At 46.1% G+C, this 21461-nt stretch carries 16 protein-coding genes; 7 read left to right on the top strand and 9 right to left on the bottom strand.

All coding sequences use genetic code 11. The annotated features are described in order from the left end of the window. Window positions 1-29: 29 nt before the first annotated feature. The 4 genes from FW758_RS10545 to FW758_RS10560 all read right to left on the bottom strand — a co-directional run bounded on the left by FW758_RS10545 (window position 30) and on the right by FW758_RS10560 (window position 7996). Entirely contained in the window at window positions 30-2336 is a 2307-nt protein-coding gene (locus FW758_RS10545; protein WP_446445348.1) for an EAL domain-containing protein, read from the bottom strand. After that, window positions 2326-3003 (bottom strand): methylamine utilization protein, encoded by a 678-nt coding sequence (locus tag FW758_RS10550; protein WP_446445349.1) that lies wholly within the window; start codon window positions 3001-3003, stop codon window positions 2326-2328. The genes FW758_RS10545 and FW758_RS10550 overlap by 11 nt, the downstream gene beginning before the upstream one ends. 582 nt (window positions 3004-3585) lie before the next feature. After that, on the bottom strand, window positions 3586-6744 hold the full coding sequence (locus tag FW758_RS10555; RefSeq protein WP_446445350.1) for an efflux RND transporter permease subunit: 3159 nt from the start codon (window positions 6742-6744) through the stop codon (window positions 3586-3588). A gap of 13 nt (window positions 6745-6757) precedes the next feature. After that, complete coding sequence (locus FW758_RS10560) at window positions 6758-7996, bottom strand: efflux RND transporter periplasmic adaptor subunit (protein WP_446445351.1); 1239 nt, start codon at window positions 7994-7996, stop codon at window positions 6758-6760. Window positions 7997-8622: 626 nt separating this feature from the next. Between FW758_RS10560 and FW758_RS10565 the strand changes: the two genes are divergently transcribed. Then, on the top strand, window positions 8623-9246 hold the full coding sequence (locus FW758_RS10565; RefSeq protein ID WP_115334105.1) for a TetR/AcrR family transcriptional regulator: 624 nt from the start codon (window positions 8623-8625) through the stop codon (window positions 9244-9246). A 145-nt stretch (window positions 9247-9391) separates the two neighbouring features. Here FW758_RS10565 and FW758_RS10570 read toward each other — a convergent pair whose 3' ends face one another. Beyond that, window positions 9392-10279 carry a LysR family transcriptional regulator gene (locus FW758_RS10570; RefSeq protein ID WP_446445352.1) on the bottom strand — a complete coding sequence of 296 codons (888 nt, stop codon included), beginning with the start codon at window positions 10277-10279 and terminating at the stop codon, window positions 9392-9394. Between the two features lie 90 nt (window positions 10280-10369). Between FW758_RS10570 and FW758_RS10575 the strand changes: the two genes are divergently transcribed. Further along, the gene (locus FW758_RS10575; protein ID WP_006086899.1) at window positions 10370-10804 is read left to right on the top strand and encodes a PACE efflux transporter; all 435 of its coding nucleotides are present in this window, start codon (window positions 10370-10372) and stop codon (window positions 10802-10804) included. Between the two features lie 336 nt (window positions 10805-11140). Continuing rightward, on the top strand, window positions 11141-11965 hold the full coding sequence (locus FW758_RS10580; protein WP_107948673.1) for a substrate-binding periplasmic protein: 825 nt from the start codon (window positions 11141-11143) through the stop codon (window positions 11963-11965). Between the two features lie 28 nt (window positions 11966-11993). Here FW758_RS10580 and FW758_RS10585 read toward each other — a convergent pair whose 3' ends face one another. Continuing rightward, the gene (locus FW758_RS10585) at window positions 11994-12884 is read right to left on the bottom strand and encodes a LysR family transcriptional regulator (RefSeq protein ID WP_006086901.1); all 891 of its coding nucleotides are present in this window, start codon (window positions 12882-12884) and stop codon (window positions 11994-11996) included. A gap of 140 nt (window positions 12885-13024) precedes the next feature. Between FW758_RS10585 and FW758_RS10590 the strand changes: the two genes are divergently transcribed. Further along, a complete protein-coding gene (locus tag FW758_RS10590) occupies window positions 13025-14281 on the top strand; it encodes an adenylosuccinate synthase (RefSeq protein WP_006082670.1) in 1257 nt (418 codons plus the stop codon). Between the two features lie 165 nt (window positions 14282-14446). On the opposite strand, the gene FW758_RS10595 is transcribed toward FW758_RS10590, so the two are convergent. Further along, the gene (locus FW758_RS10595) at window positions 14447-15427 is read right to left on the bottom strand and encodes a chemotaxis protein CheW (protein ID WP_446445353.1); all 981 of its coding nucleotides are present in this window, start codon (window positions 15425-15427) and stop codon (window positions 14447-14449) included. Window positions 15428-15814: 387 nt separating this feature from the next. Here FW758_RS10595 and FW758_RS10600 point away from each other — a divergent pair, with 387 nt between their 5' ends. Beyond that, window positions 15815-16246, top strand: coding sequence for a thioesterase family protein (locus FW758_RS10600; protein WP_446445354.1), 432 nt, complete (start codon window positions 15815-15817; stop codon window positions 16244-16246). A gap of 323 nt (window positions 16247-16569) precedes the next feature. On the opposite strand, the gene FW758_RS10605 is transcribed toward FW758_RS10600, so the two are convergent. Beyond that, window positions 16570-18063, bottom strand: coding sequence for a putative bifunctional diguanylate cyclase/phosphodiesterase (locus tag FW758_RS10605; protein ID WP_446445355.1), 1494 nt, complete (start codon window positions 18061-18063; stop codon window positions 16570-16572). Window positions 18064-18156: 93 nt separating this feature from the next. Continuing rightward, complete coding sequence (locus FW758_RS10610; RefSeq protein ID WP_006082674.1) at window positions 18157-18999, bottom strand: HDOD domain-containing protein; 843 nt, start codon at window positions 18997-18999, stop codon at window positions 18157-18159. A gap of 341 nt (window positions 19000-19340) precedes the next feature. Here FW758_RS10610 and trhP point away from each other — a divergent pair, with 341 nt between their 5' ends. Beyond that, window positions 19341-20708: a prephenate-dependent tRNA uridine(34) hydroxylase TrhP gene (trhP, locus tag FW758_RS10615; protein WP_006086905.1), complete on the top strand. Its 1368-nt coding sequence runs from the start codon at window positions 19341-19343 to the stop codon at window positions 20706-20708. Between the two features lie 4 nt (window positions 20709-20712). Continuing rightward, window positions 20713-20964, top strand: coding sequence for a YfhL family 4Fe-4S dicluster ferredoxin (locus FW758_RS10620; RefSeq protein WP_006082676.1), 252 nt, complete (start codon window positions 20713-20715; stop codon window positions 20962-20964). Window positions 20965-21461 lie beyond the last annotated feature (497 nt).

The following is a 21461-nucleotide window of genomic DNA, read 5'->3' on the forward strand; positions in this document are numbered from 1 at the left end:
CTTTTGTGCGCTTTCTTGGGCAAATTAACTTATGTGTCTGAGGGATTTGCATGGTTAAACGCTTCAAACCACAGATCAAATTCAGCCGCTTTTAAGGGTTTTGAAAACACATAGCCTTGGATGATGTCGCAATTGAGGTTACGCAGGATTTCAACGCCTTCTGGTTCCTCAACCCCTTCGGCCACGACGGTAAAACCTAGGCCGTGGATCAACTGAATACTCGTGTTCACTATCATCACATCTTGGCTATTCGTGAGCATGTCTTTGATAAAGCTACGATCAATCTTCACTTCATTGACGGGCAAAATTTTCAAATAAGCTAAGGATGAATGCCCTGTGCCAAAGTCATCGATGGCGACGGATACGCCCATATCACGGAATCGCTGCAACACACTCACCACAGTCTGTGCATCTTTCATCACAGCACCTTCGGTGACTTCAATACAGAGTGCGCCGCTTGGCAGATTATTATCTTTTAATAAACTAGCAATTTGATTCGGCAAGCGGGTATCGACTAAATCATGGGCCGACAGGTTAATGGCCAGTTTTAGCACCATACCCCGCTGCTGCCATGCGACTAATTGTTTAATCGCCTGCTTCAACACCCATTGGCTGACTATATCAATGTTGCCAGAGTTTTCAGCGAGTTGAATAAACTCATCGGGCGGAATAAACCCTAAGGTTGGATGCTGCCAACGGATCAGTGCCTCGGCGCCAGTACACTGATTTAAGTGTAAATCCACCTTAGGTTGAAACACGAGATAGAGTTGGTTTTGCGCCAAACCTATGGGCAAATCGCGGATAATAGTCAGCTCACGCTGGTATTTCTCATCGGCGCCCTGACGATAACTGACAATGCGTTGCTCTTCAAGGCAGGCTTGATTGAGGGCAATTTCGGCGCGGCGCACTAACACATCGATATCGGCACCGTTGCCATCGATTTCAAGTAATCCCGCCCGCACGGTAAGAGAGATATTTGAGCCTTGGATTGGAAATGGCGACTCCAACATATCCAATGATTTCAGCAAGTGCTCGGGACGAATACCTTGGCTATACAGGAGTAAAAATGAGTCGCCGTCTAATCGCGCGAGTAAATCTGGAGTGGGGGCTAATTGCTCTAAGCGACGGGCAAAAAGCAGCAACAAAGTATCGGCGTTAGCAAAACCGATAATGTCGTTGATATGGCGAAAATGTTTAATATCCAGCAATACCATAGCGCCGGATAGCTCATGTTTAAGATCCGCTAAATGCTGTTTTGCCGCAAAACGATTGAGCAATCCCGTCAAACTGTCGTGGCGGGATTGATAGACTAAATCCTTTTCCCGCGCTTCAATATCGTCGCGCATCAAGGACAAACTTTTGGCCAACACCCGCAGTTCTGCTGGCGCACCTTGAATACTGCCTGGCTGCTTACCTTGACCAATTTTACGGGCATAAGTTACCAGTTGATGCACGGGTTCAGTCAAACTGCCCGACAACCAAATCGCAATCACAATCGCCAGCGCTAAGGTCAAGGCAAAAATCAGCAACATATTATTGCGTAGATGCTGATAACTTTGCTGCCACTTGAGGTTTGACTGATGCAGTAGGGCTAATTGGCTGCCGTTATGATCATAAAGTTTGATCGTCATGGACAGATAGTCTACGGGAATGTTCTCACTGGGCATTTTCAGTATGCTAGGGAATAGGCTCGCCTGCTCTACCACACTGCGTTTTTCATCGTCGGATAAGGTTGACGCGATTTCGGTGCGCCCCGTGGCTTGATTGACAAAGCTCACATCGATACCGGTAATGGCTTTAGCTTGTTGGGCGACTTTCTCATCCAATAGGAACCCCATTCCGACCCAAGCAATCAAGGTCGGCGCCTTCACGGGCTGCAACACAAACTGATAGCTGGCATGATCAAAATTAAGGATAGCTAAAGCATTGTTATTGCTAGTGGTCATATCGAATAAGGATTGAATGTCATCCTGAGTGAGTCCGGGCAGACTCGAGGTCAAGAGCTCTCCTTTTGGAGACAACAATACTGCAGCGTCGGCGCCGATACGAGAGCCGTGATTAGATAACACTGACTCAATTGTTTCTTGCTCGCCTGTGGCAATCGCGCGCTTAAAACCAAAATCGGCACTGAGCACGGACAAACTTTGGCTGAGCTGAATACCGCGATTCGAAAGGACTTCGAGAAACACATTGGCACCAATATCTAAACTTTTTTGTTGCTGTAAAAAGTTGTCCCTTTCGGTCGCCGTCAATACGGAAAATGCCGTGGCAAACTGCACTAGAGTCAGCACAATAAAGAAAACTAAAATCAGCCGTGCGCGAAAACTATTTAGCATTTAATGGCTTGCCTTGAGCATCGTAGTGGCCAAATCCCGATGGCGGGGCTGACGGTTTAGCTTGGCGCTCAATGTCTAAGGACAAACTGAGTTGATTCGCGCCAGTGGTTAACATTAGCTCAGTCGGCTCGGAGGCCGCCTTCTGCCATGGATGCCAGAGTTTCACTTTATATTGACCGGCCGCAAGATCCTTAAACTGGATCTCACCTTTTTCGTCCGCCACCGCAACAATGGGGCTATCTGCCACATAGATAAATGCCTGCATATAATCGTGAATATTGCAGCCAAGTGCGACTAAGCCGGGTTTATCGAACTGAATCGGCGCTTCGGCTTGACCCACATACAGTTTAAGTTCGAAAGGTTTCGCCTCGGAAAAGGAATACACATGGTGACGAGTGCGATCTAGGTTAGGAAAATCTACCTTGGCGCCCTTAGGGACTGCCAACACAAAAGGGATAAAGGTTCGATTTTTTTGTGACATTTCATAATGTCCAACAGGCATAGCCTTATCGGGCATCACTGCCGGGATCAACTCCACGACAGTATCGGCAATCGCCTGCTGCTGTAGATCCACCAGCTTAATATTGAGCTCAGCGGCCATGACTTGAGTCGTCAGAGAGGCAGAAACACTCAGAACTAGAGCAAATAAAGCGCGATTTAAGATCATCAGTTACCTCGGGCATAGTGATGCAAGGTCAACAAGTACCTTAGCTGAGTACGGCGTAAAACAAACTATTTTTATTCGTGTAGCATTGTACATCACTAATATATCGAATATTCCATTGGAACCTATAGAAGAGCGCCAAAACAGTAATCATTCTAATCGTCCAACTGCCATTACGCACGAAAGTGACCACAAATAATGGATAAACAACATCATACACACATTTAAAGCACGGATAACCACAAGCGTTTAAATCGACTATGGCGCTTACTGAGATCAAATATCACTGCGAGCTCATTGGCTGAATAAAACAGTTGAATCTAGTCAACATAGGTCTGCCATGCACAATAAGCAATTTAACTAACACACTGCCCTAGCAAATGACTTTTTGTTGTTCATAGGCAATTAAAGCAAGCCCATATACTTCTGACTCTATCCATCTTTGACTGTAACTTTACCGGCAATCTAATCCCAACTTATCCCAACTAAAGATAGTCAGGTTTCATATTTTTCGCCGCGAACAAACAAAAAAGGCCTACTTGATGTAGGCCTTTTGTACGCATTTATCCATCGCGGGAAACAAGCTTAACTGACGGTTAGCTCTTTATGCTCTTCGGCTTTTTTACTGCCTCGCTTTGCCAGTGCGTAGTAGAACAATGGCGTTAGGATAAGACCAAACACAGTCACCCCAATCATGCCGGCGAATACTGCTACGCCCATGGCTTGACGCATCTCGGCGCCAGCGCCAGTGGAGAACACCATAGGCACGACTCCCATAATAAAAGCGATGGAAGTCATCAAGATAGGACGTAAACGTAATCTTGCTGCCTCTAATATCGCATCCATAGGTGCCATACCGTGATCTTGTTTCTCCTTGGCGAACTCGACAATCAAGATAGCGTTCTTAGTCGCGAGTCCCACCAGCACTATCAGGCCAATTTGGGTGAAGATATTGTTGTCACCACCGTAAATTAACACTCCACTGATGGCTGAGAGCAAGGTCATTGGAATGATTAAGATAATCGCCAATGGCAAGCTTAAGCTCTCGTACTGGGCTGCGAGCACCATGAACACCAGCAAGATCACCAGCGGGAAGACTAACAAGCCCGTATTGCCTGCTAAGATTTGCTGATAGGTCAACTCAGTCCACTCGTAGGTCATACCATTTGGCAGCGTCTCGGCGAGGATTTTCTCAATCGCTGCCTGCGCTTGGCCGGTACTCACACCTGCTGCTGGGCCACCGTTGATTTCAGCGGTCGTAAAGCCGTTATAGTGCATCACTCTGTCTGGGCCTGAACTTTGGCTGACGTTGATGAACGACCCTAGCGGGATCATATCACCATTCAGATTCGGCACCTTCAGCTGACTTATCTGCTGCGGGCTTTGACGGAACGCCTCATCGGCTTGCATATTCACCTGATAGGTTCGACCGAAACGATTGAAATCGTTGACATAGGTCGAGCCCATATAGGTTTGTAATGTCTGGAAGATTTGATCGAGCGACACTGCCTGCTGTTTCGCTTTAGTTCGATCAATATCCAGTTCAAGTTGTGGCACGTTCACCTGATAGCTAGAGAAAATTCCGGCTAATTGAGGATCGGCCCACGCCTTGTACATCACTTGTTGGGTCACCTGATACAAGGCCTCATAACCAAGGTTGGCTCTGTCTTGTATTTGCAGACGGAACCCTCCTATAGTACCGAGGCCTTGCACAGGTGGCGGCGGGAAGATGGCAATAAATGCGTCTTGAATACCAGCAAACTCTTTATTCAATTGTCCAGCAATGGCATTCGCCGACAGCTCTGGACTCTTACGCAATTCAAAATCATCAAGCGCGACAAACACCACGCCTGAGTTAGGACTATTAGTAAAACCGTTGATGCTAAGGCCTGGGAAGGCAATCGAGTGCGCCACACCTGGGTGATTAAGGGCAATCTCAGACATCTTTTTGATAACGGTATCGGTACGTTCAAGGGAAGCCGCATCGGGCAACTGAGCAAACGCCACTAAATACTGTTTATCTTGTCCCGGTACATAACCCGTTGGTGTATGAGCAAATTGCACGCCCGTTAGCGCTACCATGCCTAAATACACTAGGCCGATAATGCCGCCAAAACGGATCACTTTACGCACTAACCAACCATAGCCATCGGATGCACGGCTAAATAAGCGGTTAAAAGGCGTGAACAACCAACCACCCAGCAACTTGTCCATTAGACGGGTTAAACCATCCTTCGGCGCATCATGACTCTTGAGCAATAACGCGGATAATGCTGGACTCAAAGTGAGTGAGTTAATCGCCGAAATAAAGGTCGAAATAGTGATAGTCAACGCAAACTGTTTATAGAACTGCCCGGTTAAACCACTCATAAACGCCGTAGGAATGAACACCGCCGCCAGCACCAAGGTGGTTGCCACAATCGGGCCGGTCACTTCTTTCATCGCCTTTTGCGTTGCCGCAACTGGGCTTAAACCAGCGGCAATATTACGCTCGACGTTTTCGACCACCACAATTGCATCGTCCACCACAATCCCGATGGCGAGCACGAGTCCAAACAGCGACAGTGCGTTAAGCGAGAAGCCGAGCAAATGCATAAAGGCAAAGGTACCAACTAACGATACAGGCACAGCCACCAGCGGAATAATTGAGGCGCGCCACGTTTGTAAGAACAGCACTACCACTAACACCACCAGCAACACGGCTTCAAGCAAGGTTTTCATCACCGCCTCAATCGAGCCGCGCACGAACACGGTTGGGTCGTAAACGATTTCGTACGTTAATCCTTCGGGGAATCCTTTAGACAATTCAGCCATTTTGGCGCGCACATCATCGGAAATCTGAATCGCATTTGAACCCGATGCTTGGAACACAGGAATCGCTACGGCATCTTTGTTATCCAGCAGTGAGCGCAGCGCATAACTCGTCGCACCAAGCTCGATACGAGCCACATCCTTCAAACGGTTCACTTCACCGTTTTGACCGACTTTGATGATGATATCTTCAAATTCAGACAGTTCAGTTAAACGGCCTTTCACGTTAATTAAGAGTTGGAAGTCAGCACTACCACTTGGCTGAGCACCTAAACTGCCCGCTGCCGCCTGTTGGTTTTGCTCGCGCACGGCAGCAATAATGTCCGCTGGCGATAAACCCAGCGCCGAGACTTTATTCGGGTCGAGCCAAATACGCAGGCTGTATTCCCCTGCACCAAACAAGCGTACCGCGCCCACACCTTTAATCCGTGCGAGCTCGTCTTTAACGTTCAGCGCCGCATAGTTAGATAAATACAACATGTCATAACGGTTATCCGGTGACAGCAAATGCACCACCATGGTCAAGTCCGGCGATGACTTTTCGGTGACTATGCCTAAGCGTTGCACTTCCTGCGGCAGACGCGGCATAGCGCGATCGACTCGGCTCTGCACTTGGGTTTGCGCCCTGTCCACATCCGTGCCAATGGCAAAGGTGATGGTCAAGGTCATGCGTCCATCGGACGTCGCTTGCGATGACATGTACAACATGTCTTCGACGCCGTTGATTTCCTGCTCCAGCGGCGAAGCCACGGTTTCGGCAATCACTTTAGGATTAGCGCCAGGGTAGTTAGCGGTCACCACGACTGTGGGCGGCACAACCTCAGGGTATTCAGTGATCGGCAGTTGCCAAACGGCAATCGCCCCTGTGATAAAAAACAGCAGTGAGAGTACGGCTGCAAATATCGGTCTTTTAATAAAAAACTGCGATAACATGGTGTTCTATTCCTTAACCGCGGCTAGCCGTTTCGACCGCTTGCGCCGTCAAAGTATCTTGGTTTTTATCTAGGATTAACTGGGCTTGGCGTAATGCTTCGAGCTTGTCGCTGTCGACCATTTCAACCATGTGCGGATCAATTTGCATCTTAGGACGCACGCGCTGCATACCGTTGACGACGATCTTGTCTTCGGCCATTAAACCTTGGGTCACGATGCGCAGTCCTTGGACTTTCTCACCTAAGGTCACGCCGCGATATTCAACTAAACCATCGGCGCCCACCACTAACACAAACTTATTGTTCAGATCTGTACCAACGGCTTTATCGTCAATCAAGATACCTTCATAAGCGCCACTACCTGCGGTGCGAAGACGAGCAAACAAGCCAGGCAATAACCTATTGTCTTCATTGTCAAAAGAGGCTCTTACGCGAATGGTACCGGTTTGCTTATCCATCGCATTATCCACAAAGTCGACCATACCGATATGTTGATAATCACGCTCATTGGCTAAAGCCATGTACACAGGGTTGTCGCCAGCGCGGGGATCGTTACGTTTCTTCTCGGCCGTTAATTTCACGTATTTAAGGTAGGTTTGCTCATCGACATCGAAATAGGCATACATGCTGGCGGTAGAGACTAGACTGGTCAGCACACTCTGCCCCGCAGTAACATAATTGCCCGCAGTGACATTCGCGTAAGACACGCGACCATCAATCGGCGCTTGCACTTGGGTATAAGCTAAATCAAGCTCGGCGCGCATCAGTGCCGCTTTCACCGAGGCCACTGCAGCCGCGGTCTGGCGTTTGTTTGACTCACGGGTATCGAGTAACTCGGCAGACACCGCTTTTTGGTCAAACAATTTATGGGCTCGTTCAAAGTCATTTGTGGCCAGTTGCTCAGCAGAGATAGCGCTAGCAAGATCTGCTTTTAACCGGGCCACTTCCACTTCAAATACGCTCGGGTCGATGCGGAATAACACGTCGCCTTTTTTCACTAAGGCGCCTTCTTTAAAATTCACTGAGTCGATATATCCAGATACACGCGGGATAAGGGTGACACTTTCTGGCGTCTGTAAACGGCCGGTAAACTCGTCCCATTCGGTCACTCGCTCATGCAATACTTGGGCGACATCCACCATAGGCGCACTTGTTGCTGGCCCCTGCTGCGCAGTTTGCTCACCACAAGCAGACAGAACGAAAGCGGCCACAGCCGTTAACATCATTATTCGTAAGGGTTTATTGCTCTTCATATTACTATCCTCAAAGTGGCGGGCATGTCACGCTGTTCGAACCACACACATTTAAATACCGACTGGTAAAAAATATTCTGTACTGGACGGTAATATATAGCGTAAAATGACTCTGTCAACAAATTTATGTACCGATCGGTATCAAATCAAAGGCGCGCACTAACCTTCACTTTGCAATGCGCCCTTAGGCGGAAAGCCACAAGTTTGATCTTCAACGCATTTTTATGAATATTGAGGCGAACGCTGACTGACACGGATTGAATGCTGAACTTAGGTGACAGCTTGAATGACTAAGTAACCTGAGCTCGGGATAAGCAGAGCCGCTGAATAGGCATCTTTTCGGGCCTCTCTGCGTTGCTCTGTCTAACCATAGCTCGCTATGGCGTACGACAGAGCGCCTTGATATGCGCAAAAATCTGCGCATTCAGTCAGAAAATAGATTTTTCGCTTCAAATTAATCACTTATATCATTGATTTAATTTGTTAAATTTATATTTTCGACACTCGTTATCCCGAGTTCAGGTTAAGTAGACAAATCCCCTTAGTCGGTCATCAGTCAGCAAGTGTGGCTGGACATGGACTAAACCCATGTCTATCCTAGGGGCAATTGAGAATTGAGGAGCCTAATGATGTCAACCGTCACCCCGACGCCCTGTGTAGGTCGCCCACGTGCCTTCGACACTGACGATGCATTAGCCAAAGCCTTAGAAGTCTTCTGGCGCAAAGGTTTTGAAGGTACATCGTTAACCGATTTAACCCAAGCTATGGGCATTAATAAGCCAAGCCTTTATGCCGCCTTCGGCAATAAAGAACAGTTATTTCTCAAAGCGATAGAATTATATGAACAACGCCCCTGTGCGTTTTTCTATCCCGCGCTGGAGCAAAAAACCGCCTATTTAGTGGTCGAGTCAATGCTGCTCGGGGCCGCGAGCTCCTTGGTGGATAAAAGCCATCCGCAGGGATGTTTGATTGTTCAAGGGGCATTAACCTGCAGTGAAGCAGGGCAAGCGATTAAAGACACTTTGATTAATCGTCGCCGCGACGGTGAAATCGCTCTGTGCGAAAGATTGCAACGCGCCAAAGATGAAGGGGATTTGCCCGCAGATGCCGAGCCGTTACTGCTTGCCCGTTATGTCGGCACAGTATTGCAAGGCATGGCCGTACAAGCGACCAGTGGGATTTGCCCGAATGAATTACGCAAAGTCGCCGAGCTAGTGCTCGCTAACTTTCCGCGCAATGATGAGTCCTGACCCATAAACTCTAATGCACAAATCCTAATGCGCACAAACAATAAACCCCAGTTGAGTCCTCACTTAACTGGGGTTTTATTTATGCTTTGCTTTATTTCCGTCCAACCATTTATTTCTGTCCAACCATTTATTTCTGTCCAACCATTTACTTCTGCACAACCAAGAGTTCTCTAAACAGTTGTCTGAGTCGTTTCAATAATGGCAGGCTGCTTTTATCTTGATGCTGGATCACATCGACGTTTGCATACCAGCCTATCTGCTCAAACTCTACAGGGACCCGAGTCAAGTTGCCCGATAAAACTAAGCTGGATGCCATGTGCTCTGGTAACAGACACCAACCATGGCCCTGTAATGCGAGCTCCAATAACACATAATAGTTATCGGCATACCAAACATCAGGACTGAACGCCTGCTGAAAACTGCTGGTTTTAGTATTACGTGAGCGGATGCATAATTGTCGATACAGTCGCAATGAGTCCATGTTCGGTGCAACTGATTTCGCTAAGGGATGCGAACTCGCCACATAAAGATCGAATTCAATCACACCAATACTCTCAAAATCTATACTACTTGGCATAGATAATTCGCTAAAAATCAGTCCTGTAGATGCTCTTCCAGAATGTACCATGTCGATAATATCTATGCTTGAGGCACTGAGAAACTCGAGTTCGATGTTAGGGAAATCACTTTCTAACAACTGAATAATTTCCGATATTCTCTGTATAGGAATGCCTTCATCCATCGCAAGGCACACTTCTGAAGATTGACGACTAAAAAGCGATAAGGCGGTATGTTTAAGTCTTCTATGTTGAAGAATCGTCGCTCTTGCGTAGGGCAGTAATTTACTGCCTTCGGCCGTTAATACCGGATAACGACCCGAACGGTCAAATAACTCAACCCCACAGTCAATTTCAAGATTCATCACATGCTGGCTAATCACGGACTGTGCTTTCTTAAGTTGCCTTGCGGCATTCGAAAATGAACCAGATTCTACGGTTTCCATAAAGGCTTCGAGTTGTTCGAGACTAAACATATCGCTTTTACCGATACTATCTAACTATTAGTTATCCCTATACTAGATAAAATTATGGCCATAGTCACATTGAATGAATGGGAAATAGCCATGAAAACGACAGAACGTATCTTTAACGCCTTACTCTTTGAAGCGATTGCACTCGCGATTATTATCCCGGTTTCTGCCCTCATATCAGGCAAGGGAACCAGTGAGCTTGTCATAGTCGGTATCGCTTTGAGTCTTTATACCGTGGTATGGAACTACTTCTACAACCTAGGATTCGACAGAGTATTTGGGGCAAATCGAGAGCAACGCACTTTAAAAACCCGAATACTGCATACCTTTGGATTTGAAGGGGGACTTATTTTCATTAGCATACCGACCATCGCTTGGTTTTTACAGATAGGCTGGTTGGCAGCCATGGGCTTAGAAGCGGTTTTTTTGATCTTTTTCTTCTTCTACAGCACCCTATTCCATTGGTGCTATGACAAGTATCAGCCCTATAAGACTTGGTTTACGATGCAAGCCACTAAGGTCAAATAGCCCAGCTAACATCAACACAACACACCATCAAACGAACCTCACTAAGCACTTTAGCGGTTCGTTTGATGGCAGTTTTGAAACCTATCCATTTCAATTTCTTCTACTTAGCAAAAATGCTAAGCCTGTTCATTCGTTGCCCAGCGCAAAATCCCACTTAAATATGGTAAACACAGTAAACGAAAGTAATAGACCCGCACACAGCGAACTGAGGTTGTTGAAATATCCTATGAACATCACAAAAGTACTCGCTATCAATAATTAATATTCAAATCATTAGTCTAGATATAATTCTTTATGCTATAAAAGCCATATATTAAGCAGGGAGATGGAAGCAAAATGCGTGTAGGGAACAGAGTGAAGCTCAGGATGCAGCAGGCATTAAATTTGCCATCAGCATTGATACTTAGCATCGTTTTATTACTCGCATCCATGGCTTATAACATGGCATTCGCCCAAGAAAGCAATGCCGTGCCCTCAGAATCGCAGCCTCAGGCGATAACCTTAGCCGCAGAAGACAGTTGGCCGCCCTTTGCCAATCAATTTGGCCAAGGCATTTCCCATCGTTTAATCCAAGCCGCCTTTAAACAATCGCATATTGAAGTAAATAGCTTAGTCGTGCCCTATTCTCGCGCCTTGATGATGGCAGAAAAAGGCGCCGTAGACGGAGTATTTAACGTCACCCGCGAGAACAGCACCGAACAGCGTTTCATCTTCGGTAAAACCCCATTATTTATCGCCACTGCATCTTTTTATCAAAAGAAACAGAAGCCTATTTTGGCTGACAATAAATGGGCGCTACCTAAAGGCACGGTTATTGGGGTGATTAAAAGCTATGAGTATGGCGATGATTTTCCCAAGTTAGTCAAACAGCAACAGCTCAATATCGTCACCGTCGCTAATCAGCAGCAGCTAATCAATTTATTGTTGATTGGCCGCATAGATGCCGCATTGATGTTCGACTTAGTTGCCAAGGAAAACCTGAAAAAAATGGGCGTGGATGATGACGTCATTCCAGTATTTGCTAACCACAGCAGCGATATTTTTTTGGCTTTCTCGAAGGAAAACCCACAGGCGCAGACCTTAGCGACCCAACTCGATGCTGGCTTATCACAGCTAAAAGCCACAGGCCAATACGACAAACTGCTCTTAGTCGCTGACTAATCCCCTATCGCTGCAAGCGAATGATAGATTACCGCTGCGAGCGAATAATCTCTTGATTCACCCAATATAACAGCTGCTTGATGGCCTTAGACAGGATCTGATTCTGGCGCACAATATAGCCCAAACTGGTTGTGGGAAATTGTGGCAGAGGAGTCACTTTAGTGGTCAAATTCGCCTTAGTATAAACCGAAAACTCCGGCACGATCGCCACCCCAAATCCCGCCTCGGCCCAATCGATTTGCGCGTCAACACTGCCCACCTCCATAATTCTGTAATTCGGCAAATTCAGCGACGGCAGTGCGGGATCGAGCAATTCACGGGTTCGCGTATCATGGCCCAGTAAAATCAACGTCGGTTGCTCAGCCAAGGGCGTATCCACAGAGAGGTTTGTCTGCTGCCATTGTTGTAAATTGTCCCCTATTGCACACCATTTAATCTGCTGTAACTCAGTAAAATGCAGCGGCTGACTCTCCTTTTGCGCGATCACAAACCCTAAATCCGCCTCAGCATTTTTCACCAGTTCAGAAGCTTGGGATGATGTGGTATTGAGCAGCGAGAAATCGATCCCCGGAAACTCCGCCTTAAAAAGCTGAAACGGCTGGATCAACAATAACCGCGAAATAATGTCGCTGGCGGCAATGGTTAAGGTGCCTTGGCTAAGGTCATTAATCGCATTGAGGTCCGCCTGACAAATTTGCAGCTCCATTAACGTCTTCTGACTGCTCTCTAACAGGCGAAATCCCGCTTGGGTTAATCGAAAAGGATTACGGTCAATCAGCTTGACTCGAGTGCTTTGCTCTAACTGCTTAATATGCAAGCTAACATTAGGCTGCGTCATATGCAGCGCCGTGGCCGCTTTGCCAAAATGCTTATGTTCAGCCAAAGTCACAAAGGTCTTTAACCAATGGATATCGAGCATAAAACCTCCTTTTGCTGCGTGTTAGCGTTAATTATAGCCAATGATATATGAAATCCTTATTGAGATGATAACCATAATTAATTTCTCTTATTCAAATGACGGGTCTAGCATAGCGTCTTAATCAATGAGGAGATGTTGTTATGCCGTCGATCGTGGTTGTGGGTGCAAATTGGGGTGATGAAGGCAAAGGCCGCATCGTAGATTATTTAGCCGCGGATGCCGCTGCCAGTATTCGCTTTCAAGGCGGTAACAACGCCGGACATACCGTAGTCAACGACTATGGCACCTTTAAATTACACCAATTACCGAGTGGCATTTTCAACCCTAACTGCATCGCAGTATTAGGCCCTGGTATGGTCATCAGCCCTGAAAAGCTCAGCATAGAAATTGCTGAAGTACAAGCGACCGGTGTTGACGTCAAGTTATGCATTTCTGACCGTGCGACCCTGTGCTTACCTTTGCATGCATTAGAAGATACCTTAGAAGAACAACGTCTTGGCGATTTAGCCTATGGTTCAACCCGTCAAGGGATTGCACCTGCCTATGGTGATCGCGTGATGAAAAAAGGCATTTTAGTCGGTTGGTTAAACCAACCTGAAGTGCTGCAAGAACGTATTCAATTTATGCTCGACTGGAAAATGCCACAATTAAAGGCACTTTATCCAAGCTGCGATTTTAATCAAACCGCCGCTGAAATGACCGCATGGTTGTTAGAAGTGACTGCGCCATGGCGTCCATTTATTTGTAATGTGACTGAGCCATTAAAAGCATTACAAAAACAAGATGCAAGCTTACTGTTTGAAGCGCAATTAGGTGCTGGCCGCGACTTAGTCTACGGCGAATATCCTTATACTACTTCATCAAACGTGACTGCGGCTTACGCAGGTATCGGCAGCGGTTTACCTGCGCTGCGCCCTGAGCGCGTGATTGCTGTGGCGAAAGCCTTTAGCTCATCTGTGGGTACTGGCACTTTAGTGACAGCTATGGAAGAGCAAGACGCCTTCCGTGAAAACGCCAATGAATTTGGTGCAACCACAGGCCGTCCACGTGACATGGGTTACTTCGATGCTGTTGCCACCCGTAATGGTGTTGAGCTGCAAGCGGCAACTGAAATTGCCCTAACTAAGATTGATTGCCTGTCAGGCATGAAAGATCTGAAAATCTGTGTTGCCTATGAAGGTGAGCACACTGAGAACCCAATTTGGCCACAAACTGCCGCGTTGAGCCCAGTGTATGAGCAAATGCCAAGCTGGAGCGAAGATATTACCGGTTGTCGCACCTTCGAGAGCCTGCCAGTGGCAGCGCAACACTATGTTGAACGTATTGAAGCCCTAATGGGTGTGCGCGTTAGCATGGTTTCTGTTGGACCTGAGCGCGATCAAATGATCATCCGCTAGTCGCGAAGTTTACCCTACAAAAAAGCCATATTCGCTTCGGTGAATATGGCTTTTTACTTTTATATCGTTTGTCATTGAAGAATCTCTCAAGACGCTGGTAGCTACGATTCACATATTTAGTACTAAGTATTTGATACTCAAAGATCGCAGCGCAATGAAATAGCATTACTCTTCGAATACGTATTTATCTATCATACCGACCATACGGCCAATTTCGGGTTTAGTAATAGTGTCATTCGCCCCCAATGCCATCGCCTTTGTGCGGTTATCCTCGCTCATTAGGGAAGAAAACATCACAATCGGCATTTGTTGGTATGCCTTGGATTCTCTTAATCGTTTAACCAGATGCATCCCATCCATGCGAGGCATTTCAACATCCGTGATAACGGCACTGACAAAATCAGAAATAGAGGCATTATCTTGCTCAGCCAGGCTCTCAAATTCCATTAGCATTTCAAGCGCATCTCCACCATCTTTGGCGGTAATAATGTTGTAACCTGCGCTGCGGAGCGTATTTTCAATCATTTTGCGAATGAAGGCAGAGTCATCGACGATTAAAATCGTTTTCGCTTCACGTTTTGCCAGCATTTTGTCATTAATCAGCACACTCCTATCGAGCGTGACATCGTACTTATCCATACTCAGTTCAGGATTGATATCGGCAATAATCTTCTCAAAATCCAATATCATAATCAGCATGCCATCACGGCGAACCACAGCAACGACACAATCATTTTCACCCGCTTCTAAAAATTGACTCGGTGATTCAACTTGCTCCCACGACACACGATGAATGCTACGAACACTATCTATTAAGAAACCATTAATCATCTTATTGAAATCAGTGACGATAACGACTTTGTGGGTTAAATCCTCCGGTGTAGAGATCCCGAGCCAACCGGCAAGATCGACTAAAGGGATCAGCTTTTCTCGCAACGAGAACACTCCCACCATGTACGGCTGAGCATTGGGATAATCAGAGGTTTCTGGCACCCTAATCACTTCCCTCACTTTGGCGACATTGATCCCGTAATGACACACTTTATGGCCCCCATTAGGGAGTATCTTATGCAGATGAAACTCAATAATTTCGAGTTCATTTGTGCCACTTTCGGTCAATATTTCTGATTTTTTTATTTCGCTCATATAAAGCTCTCAACCTAGCAAATCAACATAAGAAAGGTATTCCAGCTATCAGTATAGGAAGGGATTAATGATTTAGGCACGCACTTAGACACAATAGTGTGATTTTACTGCCTGATTAGCGTGATATTTCTTGAGCATGGGCTGATCAGAGGCTTACTTTTATCGATAAAATAGGAAAACGTCCCATAATCGAATCTCATTGCTTTTTCAGCAGTCACATTTCAATTATGACCAAACTCATCATGCCTGCTGCCAACCTCAAATAGCCTTGGCGCTACACAACCGCGCTTTTGTATCTCTGTTTTAAAGGTTTTTTTAGAGGTTTTGTTTAAAGAGATAAGCCGCTAAACTATTGCGCAATAAAACTATCTAAAATAGCCGTAACCCATGCCGCAATTTAGCCCTACCTTCTCCTTTCCAGTGCAAATCTACTATGAAGATACTGATTTTTCTGGCGTGGTGTATCACCCCAACTTTTTGAAATACTTCGAGCGCGCCCGTGAGCATGTTATTGGTGCCGAGCGTTTAAGTGCGTTGTGGCAACAAAACCAACTGGGTTTTGCAGTGTATCGTAGCGATATGCTGTGCCATGAAGGGGTGGAGTTTGCCGATATTATCGATGTGCGCACTAAGTTTTACTTTGAGAGTAAATACCGCACTGTGTGGCAGCAGGAGATTTGGCGTCCACAGGGTAAAAAGCCCGCTGTCACTGCCACAATTGAGATGGTATGTATGAATCAAGCCCGCCAACTAGCGCCTATGCCGGCAGATTTAATCGCCGTTTTAAACCAAGGTTTTGTCTCAAACGAACAGATATAATACACGTACGCACGCGCGATTTCCTGAGCTGACTTTCGACATAAGCGGCTGTTATAAAAGTAACTACAACAAAAGTGACTGCAAAAAAGCCTCTGCGAAAATTACTTTAAACAGCGACAACTTGAATTGGTGCGTTAGGAATACACTCAGATTCAGTTGAAGCGCCTTAGTGAACTTAAGTTACTAGCTGTGGATTTAACGAGCTATTGATGTAACTAGCCCTTAATTTAGGTAGCACTAAATTTAAGTGGCCCTTAATCAAATTAGCACTGGGGTTAATGAGCAATAGATTTAGATGGCATTGGATCTACGTGGCATTGGGTTTACATGGCATTGTGCAGCCGGGCCCAGTTCATTTCGAGTTCTGCTGCTCTCATGGGCTTAGCATAATACATGCCTTGAAGGGTATCGACGCCCATAGCGACGAGTATCTCTCTGATTTCAGGGGTTTCAATCCCTTCGACAGTCACCTCATAACCGAGTTTTTTAGCAATATTAATACTGGCTTCGAGGATATATTCCGACGGTTTATCCTGCTCAAGATCCTTTAGAAAAGCTTTATCGATTTTGACTTCATTGACGGGTAGATGCTTCAAGTAAGCCAGTGAAGAATGACCGGTACCAAAATCATCAATTGCGAGCCTAACCCCTAACGCACGAATTTTATCTAAGGTTTCGACCGCCTTAGTTAAATCCGCCATTAAGGTACTTTCCGTAATTTCAATCATTAAGGATTCGGGTGGAAGTTTGTAATGCGCTAATCTCGCCGCAATTTCTTGGGGCAAGGTTTCACTATCGAGATCCCGTGTTGATAGGTTGACTGCGACGCACAATTGTATTCCTGCCGCGCGCCATTTTGCCTGCTGCGCTAAAACCTGATCGAGTGCCCATTGGCTCACTAAATCAATCATGCCGGCATATTCAGCTAAAGGGATAAACTCACCCGGAGAAATAACCCCAAGTTCGTCGTGTTCCCAGCGCATCAAGGCTTCAACCTGAAAACACCTTCCCGTCGCAATATCCTGTTTCGCTTGATATACCATATACACTTGGTTGCGTTGCAAGCCTTTAGGCAAGCTATCGATAATTCTCAGTTCTCTTAACTGTTGAATATCATCATTCTCGGCATAGTAAGCAATCGCGCTACGAGAGTGACGGGCTTTCTTCAGCGCCAAATCGACTCGACGTAACATCTGGCTCGTATCGGCGTGGTGTTCTTGTAAATGCACACAACCGATTTGAAGTTTAACGCTGACTGGCGTGTTCTTAATGCTAAAAGGCACCTGCAAACGGCCTCTTAAATGTACCAATTGCTCCTCAGTCAACGCTTGCTCGTAATATAGGCAAAATTCATCACCATTAAGCCGTGCGATTAACCTTGGGGATAAACTTAAGGTGTTTAACCGTTCCGCAAATTGCTTTAATAGGATATCGCCGAACACAAACCCAAAGAGGTCATTTACATAGCGAAATCGATAAATATCAATCAGCACTAATGTCCCTTGAGTCAGCGGCATCATGGAGGTCAGCGTACGTTTAAGGCCGACGCGATTCACTAGTCCAGTCAACTTGTCTTTACCTGCGCTTGCGGGTAATGCCTTCAATAATTCATCTAAGGTATGGTAGAGAGGCGCAAACTCTTGGGGAACGATGCTAAGGTCTAATGCTTGGCGCTCAACCTTTTGTTGCTCTAGCTGGAGACAAAGCTGTGCTAAGAATTTTTGCTGCGACCGTTGCGATCTATATTTTGCCTGCAGTATATATAATGAAAATATCAATAAAATGAGAGAAGCAACAACTAACCCGATTTCGAACATACCTTGGCCTCTGCTTTACCGCGTAAGCTTATTATCAAATGGCACTGCAATTCAGTGTTCACGTGCCATTTGAGTTCCATTTAGGCCTAACGATTATTGGTAACTTTCTCTAATTGAATGGAATTTTTCCATAAATTCATCACTGGCTAAATCATCGGTTGTCACGGGTAAACCGCGGGCGACAAACACACCAAGACGTTGTTCTAATTCAGTGCCTGCACGTAATTCACCGGTATAGAAGGCCGCTGCACGGATAAAGTCGAGGTAGGTAACGTGATCGGGCAAATAAGGTAAATCGGCCCAGCGCTCAACCACTTCCATAACTTCGGTAGAAAAATCCCAACTCTTTAACACAGCACGACCTAAGGGCCCCTGCATTTTACGAACAAGCGCACGTAATTGATCAATGCTCGTAAATAAATGCGGCTGCGCCTCAGCTTCGGTCAACACAGGTAAAGCGCCAATGTTATGTACGAGTCCGGCTAAGGTTAAGGTATCAAAATTTAATCGACTGGTTGAATGGCGTTTATTATACATCTGCAACATGGCACAGGCGGCTGCGGTCACATCGATTGAGGTGCGCCACACTTCATCCATGACCTCCCACACCATTTCATTGGTGGAAATGAATAATTGCTCCATCGCCACCGAAGTTGCGATGCTTTTAATTTGAATTAAACCAATGCGAGAAACCGCACTGTTAATGCTTTCAGCGGGTACGCCTCGGCTGTACAAGGCGCTATTGGCTACCTTAATGATACGGGCAGAAATCGCCGCATCTTGGCCGATCACTTCAGCCACTTGTTTAAGGCTCGCATCGGAGCGTCCGACCACTTCTTGCACCCGCATCGCCACTTCAGGCAACGTCGGTAGCACTAAGGCATCATCTTTTAGTTTTTTTAATAAACTGACTAACAGTAGATGTTCGGTAGACATCTTAGCTCCCATCAATCTGTAAACATGAACATTGGATAGTTGGAGTATATCAGCTGACCGTCATTAGATACGTAGAAAAAAGCAACGGACGTTAATAAATTGTATGATTGCGTTATCAATTTTGGCTTAATTATCGGCCGTAATCTTCTGCATCAATCATCACCAGAGCTAAAATATTTCTCGCTGCTTGCTCAAAGCTAAACGCGCTATATTCGTAAAATGTGAAGTACCACTAAAGTTAGTAAGGGCAATTTGCATAACCCTACTTTCATTGTGTAAAATCCCGCCCCCGCGCACCGCGCCATTTATTCATCGATTAATTAACCAATTTGAGAGTGATTATGTTTAAACCTGAGCTGCTGTCTCCAGCTGGAACCCTGAAAAACATGCGCTACGCCTTTGCCTATGGTGCAGATGCCGTGTATGCCGGTCAGCCGAGATATAGCCTAAGGGTACGTAACAATGACTTCAAAATGGAAAACCTTGCCACAGGCATACAAGAAGCCCATGCGCTGGGTAAAAAGCTGTATGTTGTGAGCAACATAGCACCCCACAATGCCAAGCTAAAAACCTATATCAAGGACATGGAACCCGTAGTGGCGATGAAGCCAGACGCGCTGATCATGTCCGATCCGGGTTTAATCATGATGGTACGTGAAGCGTTTCCCGATCAAGTGGTGCATTTATCCGTGCAGGCAAACGCAATCAACTGGGCCTCAGTCAAGTTTTGGCAAACCCAAGGGATTAAACGTGTGATCCTGTCGCGCGAATTATCCTTAGATGAAATCGAAGAAATTCGTCAACGTTGCCCAGATATAGAACTCGAAGTGTTTGTGCATGGCGCCCTCTGCATGGCGTATTCAGGCCGTTGTTTGCTCTCGGGTTATATCAACAAACGCGATCCAAACCAAGGCACTTGTACTAATGCTTGTCGCTGGAAATACGATGTACACGAAGCGCAGCAAAACGACAGCGGCGACATCATTGCCATGCCTAATGCAGTACAAATCGAAACTCCGACGACTTTAGGTGCGGGTGCGCCCACGGATCAAATCTTCCTACTACAGGAAGCCAATCGTCCCGGCGAATACATGCCAGCCTTTGAAGATGAGCATGGTACTTATATCATGAACTCTAAGGACTTACGTGCTATTCAACACGTTGAGCGCCTAACAAAAATGGGCATAGACTCACTTAAAATTGAAGGGCGCACTAAGTCTTTCTATTACGTCGCCCGCACCGCACAGTTATATCGCCGCGCGATTGAAGATGCTTCATTGGGTAAAGATTTCGACCGCAGCCTAATGAATCAATTAGAAGGTCTGGCCCACCGTGGTTATACCGAAGGCTTTTTGCGTCGCCATGTGCATGATGAATATCAAAATTATGACTATGGCTACTCAGTCAGTGACACCCAACAATTTGTGGGTGAACTGACGGGTAAGCGTAACCTTGCTGGATTGGCTGAAATCGAAGTGAAGAACAAGTTTTCCGTTGGCGACAGTGTCGAGCTGATGACACCGCAGGGCAATATCAGTCTGACGATTGAACAACTTGAAAATCGCAAGGCTGAAGCGGTTGCAGCAGGCTTAGGTTCTGGGCACACTGTGTATCTGCCCGTGCCGAAAGAGGTCGATTTGAGCCACGGTATTTTGCTGCGTAACCTGCCCCAAGGTCAGGATACGCGCAACCCACATGAACTAGGTTAAGGTCATGGCATTACTGATCGACGATAGCTGCATCAACTGCGACATGTGTGAGCCTGAGTGTCCTAATCAGGCCATCACTATGGGCGAAGAGATCTATGAAATCGATCCCGACCGCTGCACCGAATGTGTGGGGCATTACGACAAACCGACTTGCGTGTCTGTCTGCCCAATTGATTGCATCGACCCAGATCCAAACCGCGTCGAGTCCAACGACGAACTGTTAGTGAAATTTGCCGTGTTAACGCAAAAAGCTTAATCACTTCGCCAGACCGAGTGGTTATCTAACCTCTCGGTCAAATCTACCTCATCCCCGCCTAAAACAATGCAACAGACATGCATATAAACAGTATGCAAAACTATTTAAGCGCATAAATCCGAGCATTCATTCCTGGTTTACTAAAAACACTACTTTAGACTGACTTTGATTTAGTTCTGCCTGTCAAAAAACTAACCGACAGTATTTATCCCTTCTTCGCAATTTATAGTTCAAGACATAATGTCGCTTGATAAATCACCACTTTTACAAACATTGTTACTTTAATAGACTGAGAGTTATTATTTTGACGCTTATTTGTACAGCTAAAAAATCATTCCAGTAAAAATTCACTCAGGCCCAAATTGTAAATCAAGTGTTACATTTTGATATTGTGAATGAGGTAAGCCTTAAGCATTAAACTGGGCAGGTTGAAAATACCTTCTACATTGGATTATGTCTCGAAGTCCGTGGAGACATGAAGCGAAGTAAATGCGCTT

This window comes from Shewanella sp. 1180_01 (genome assembly GCF_052850535.1).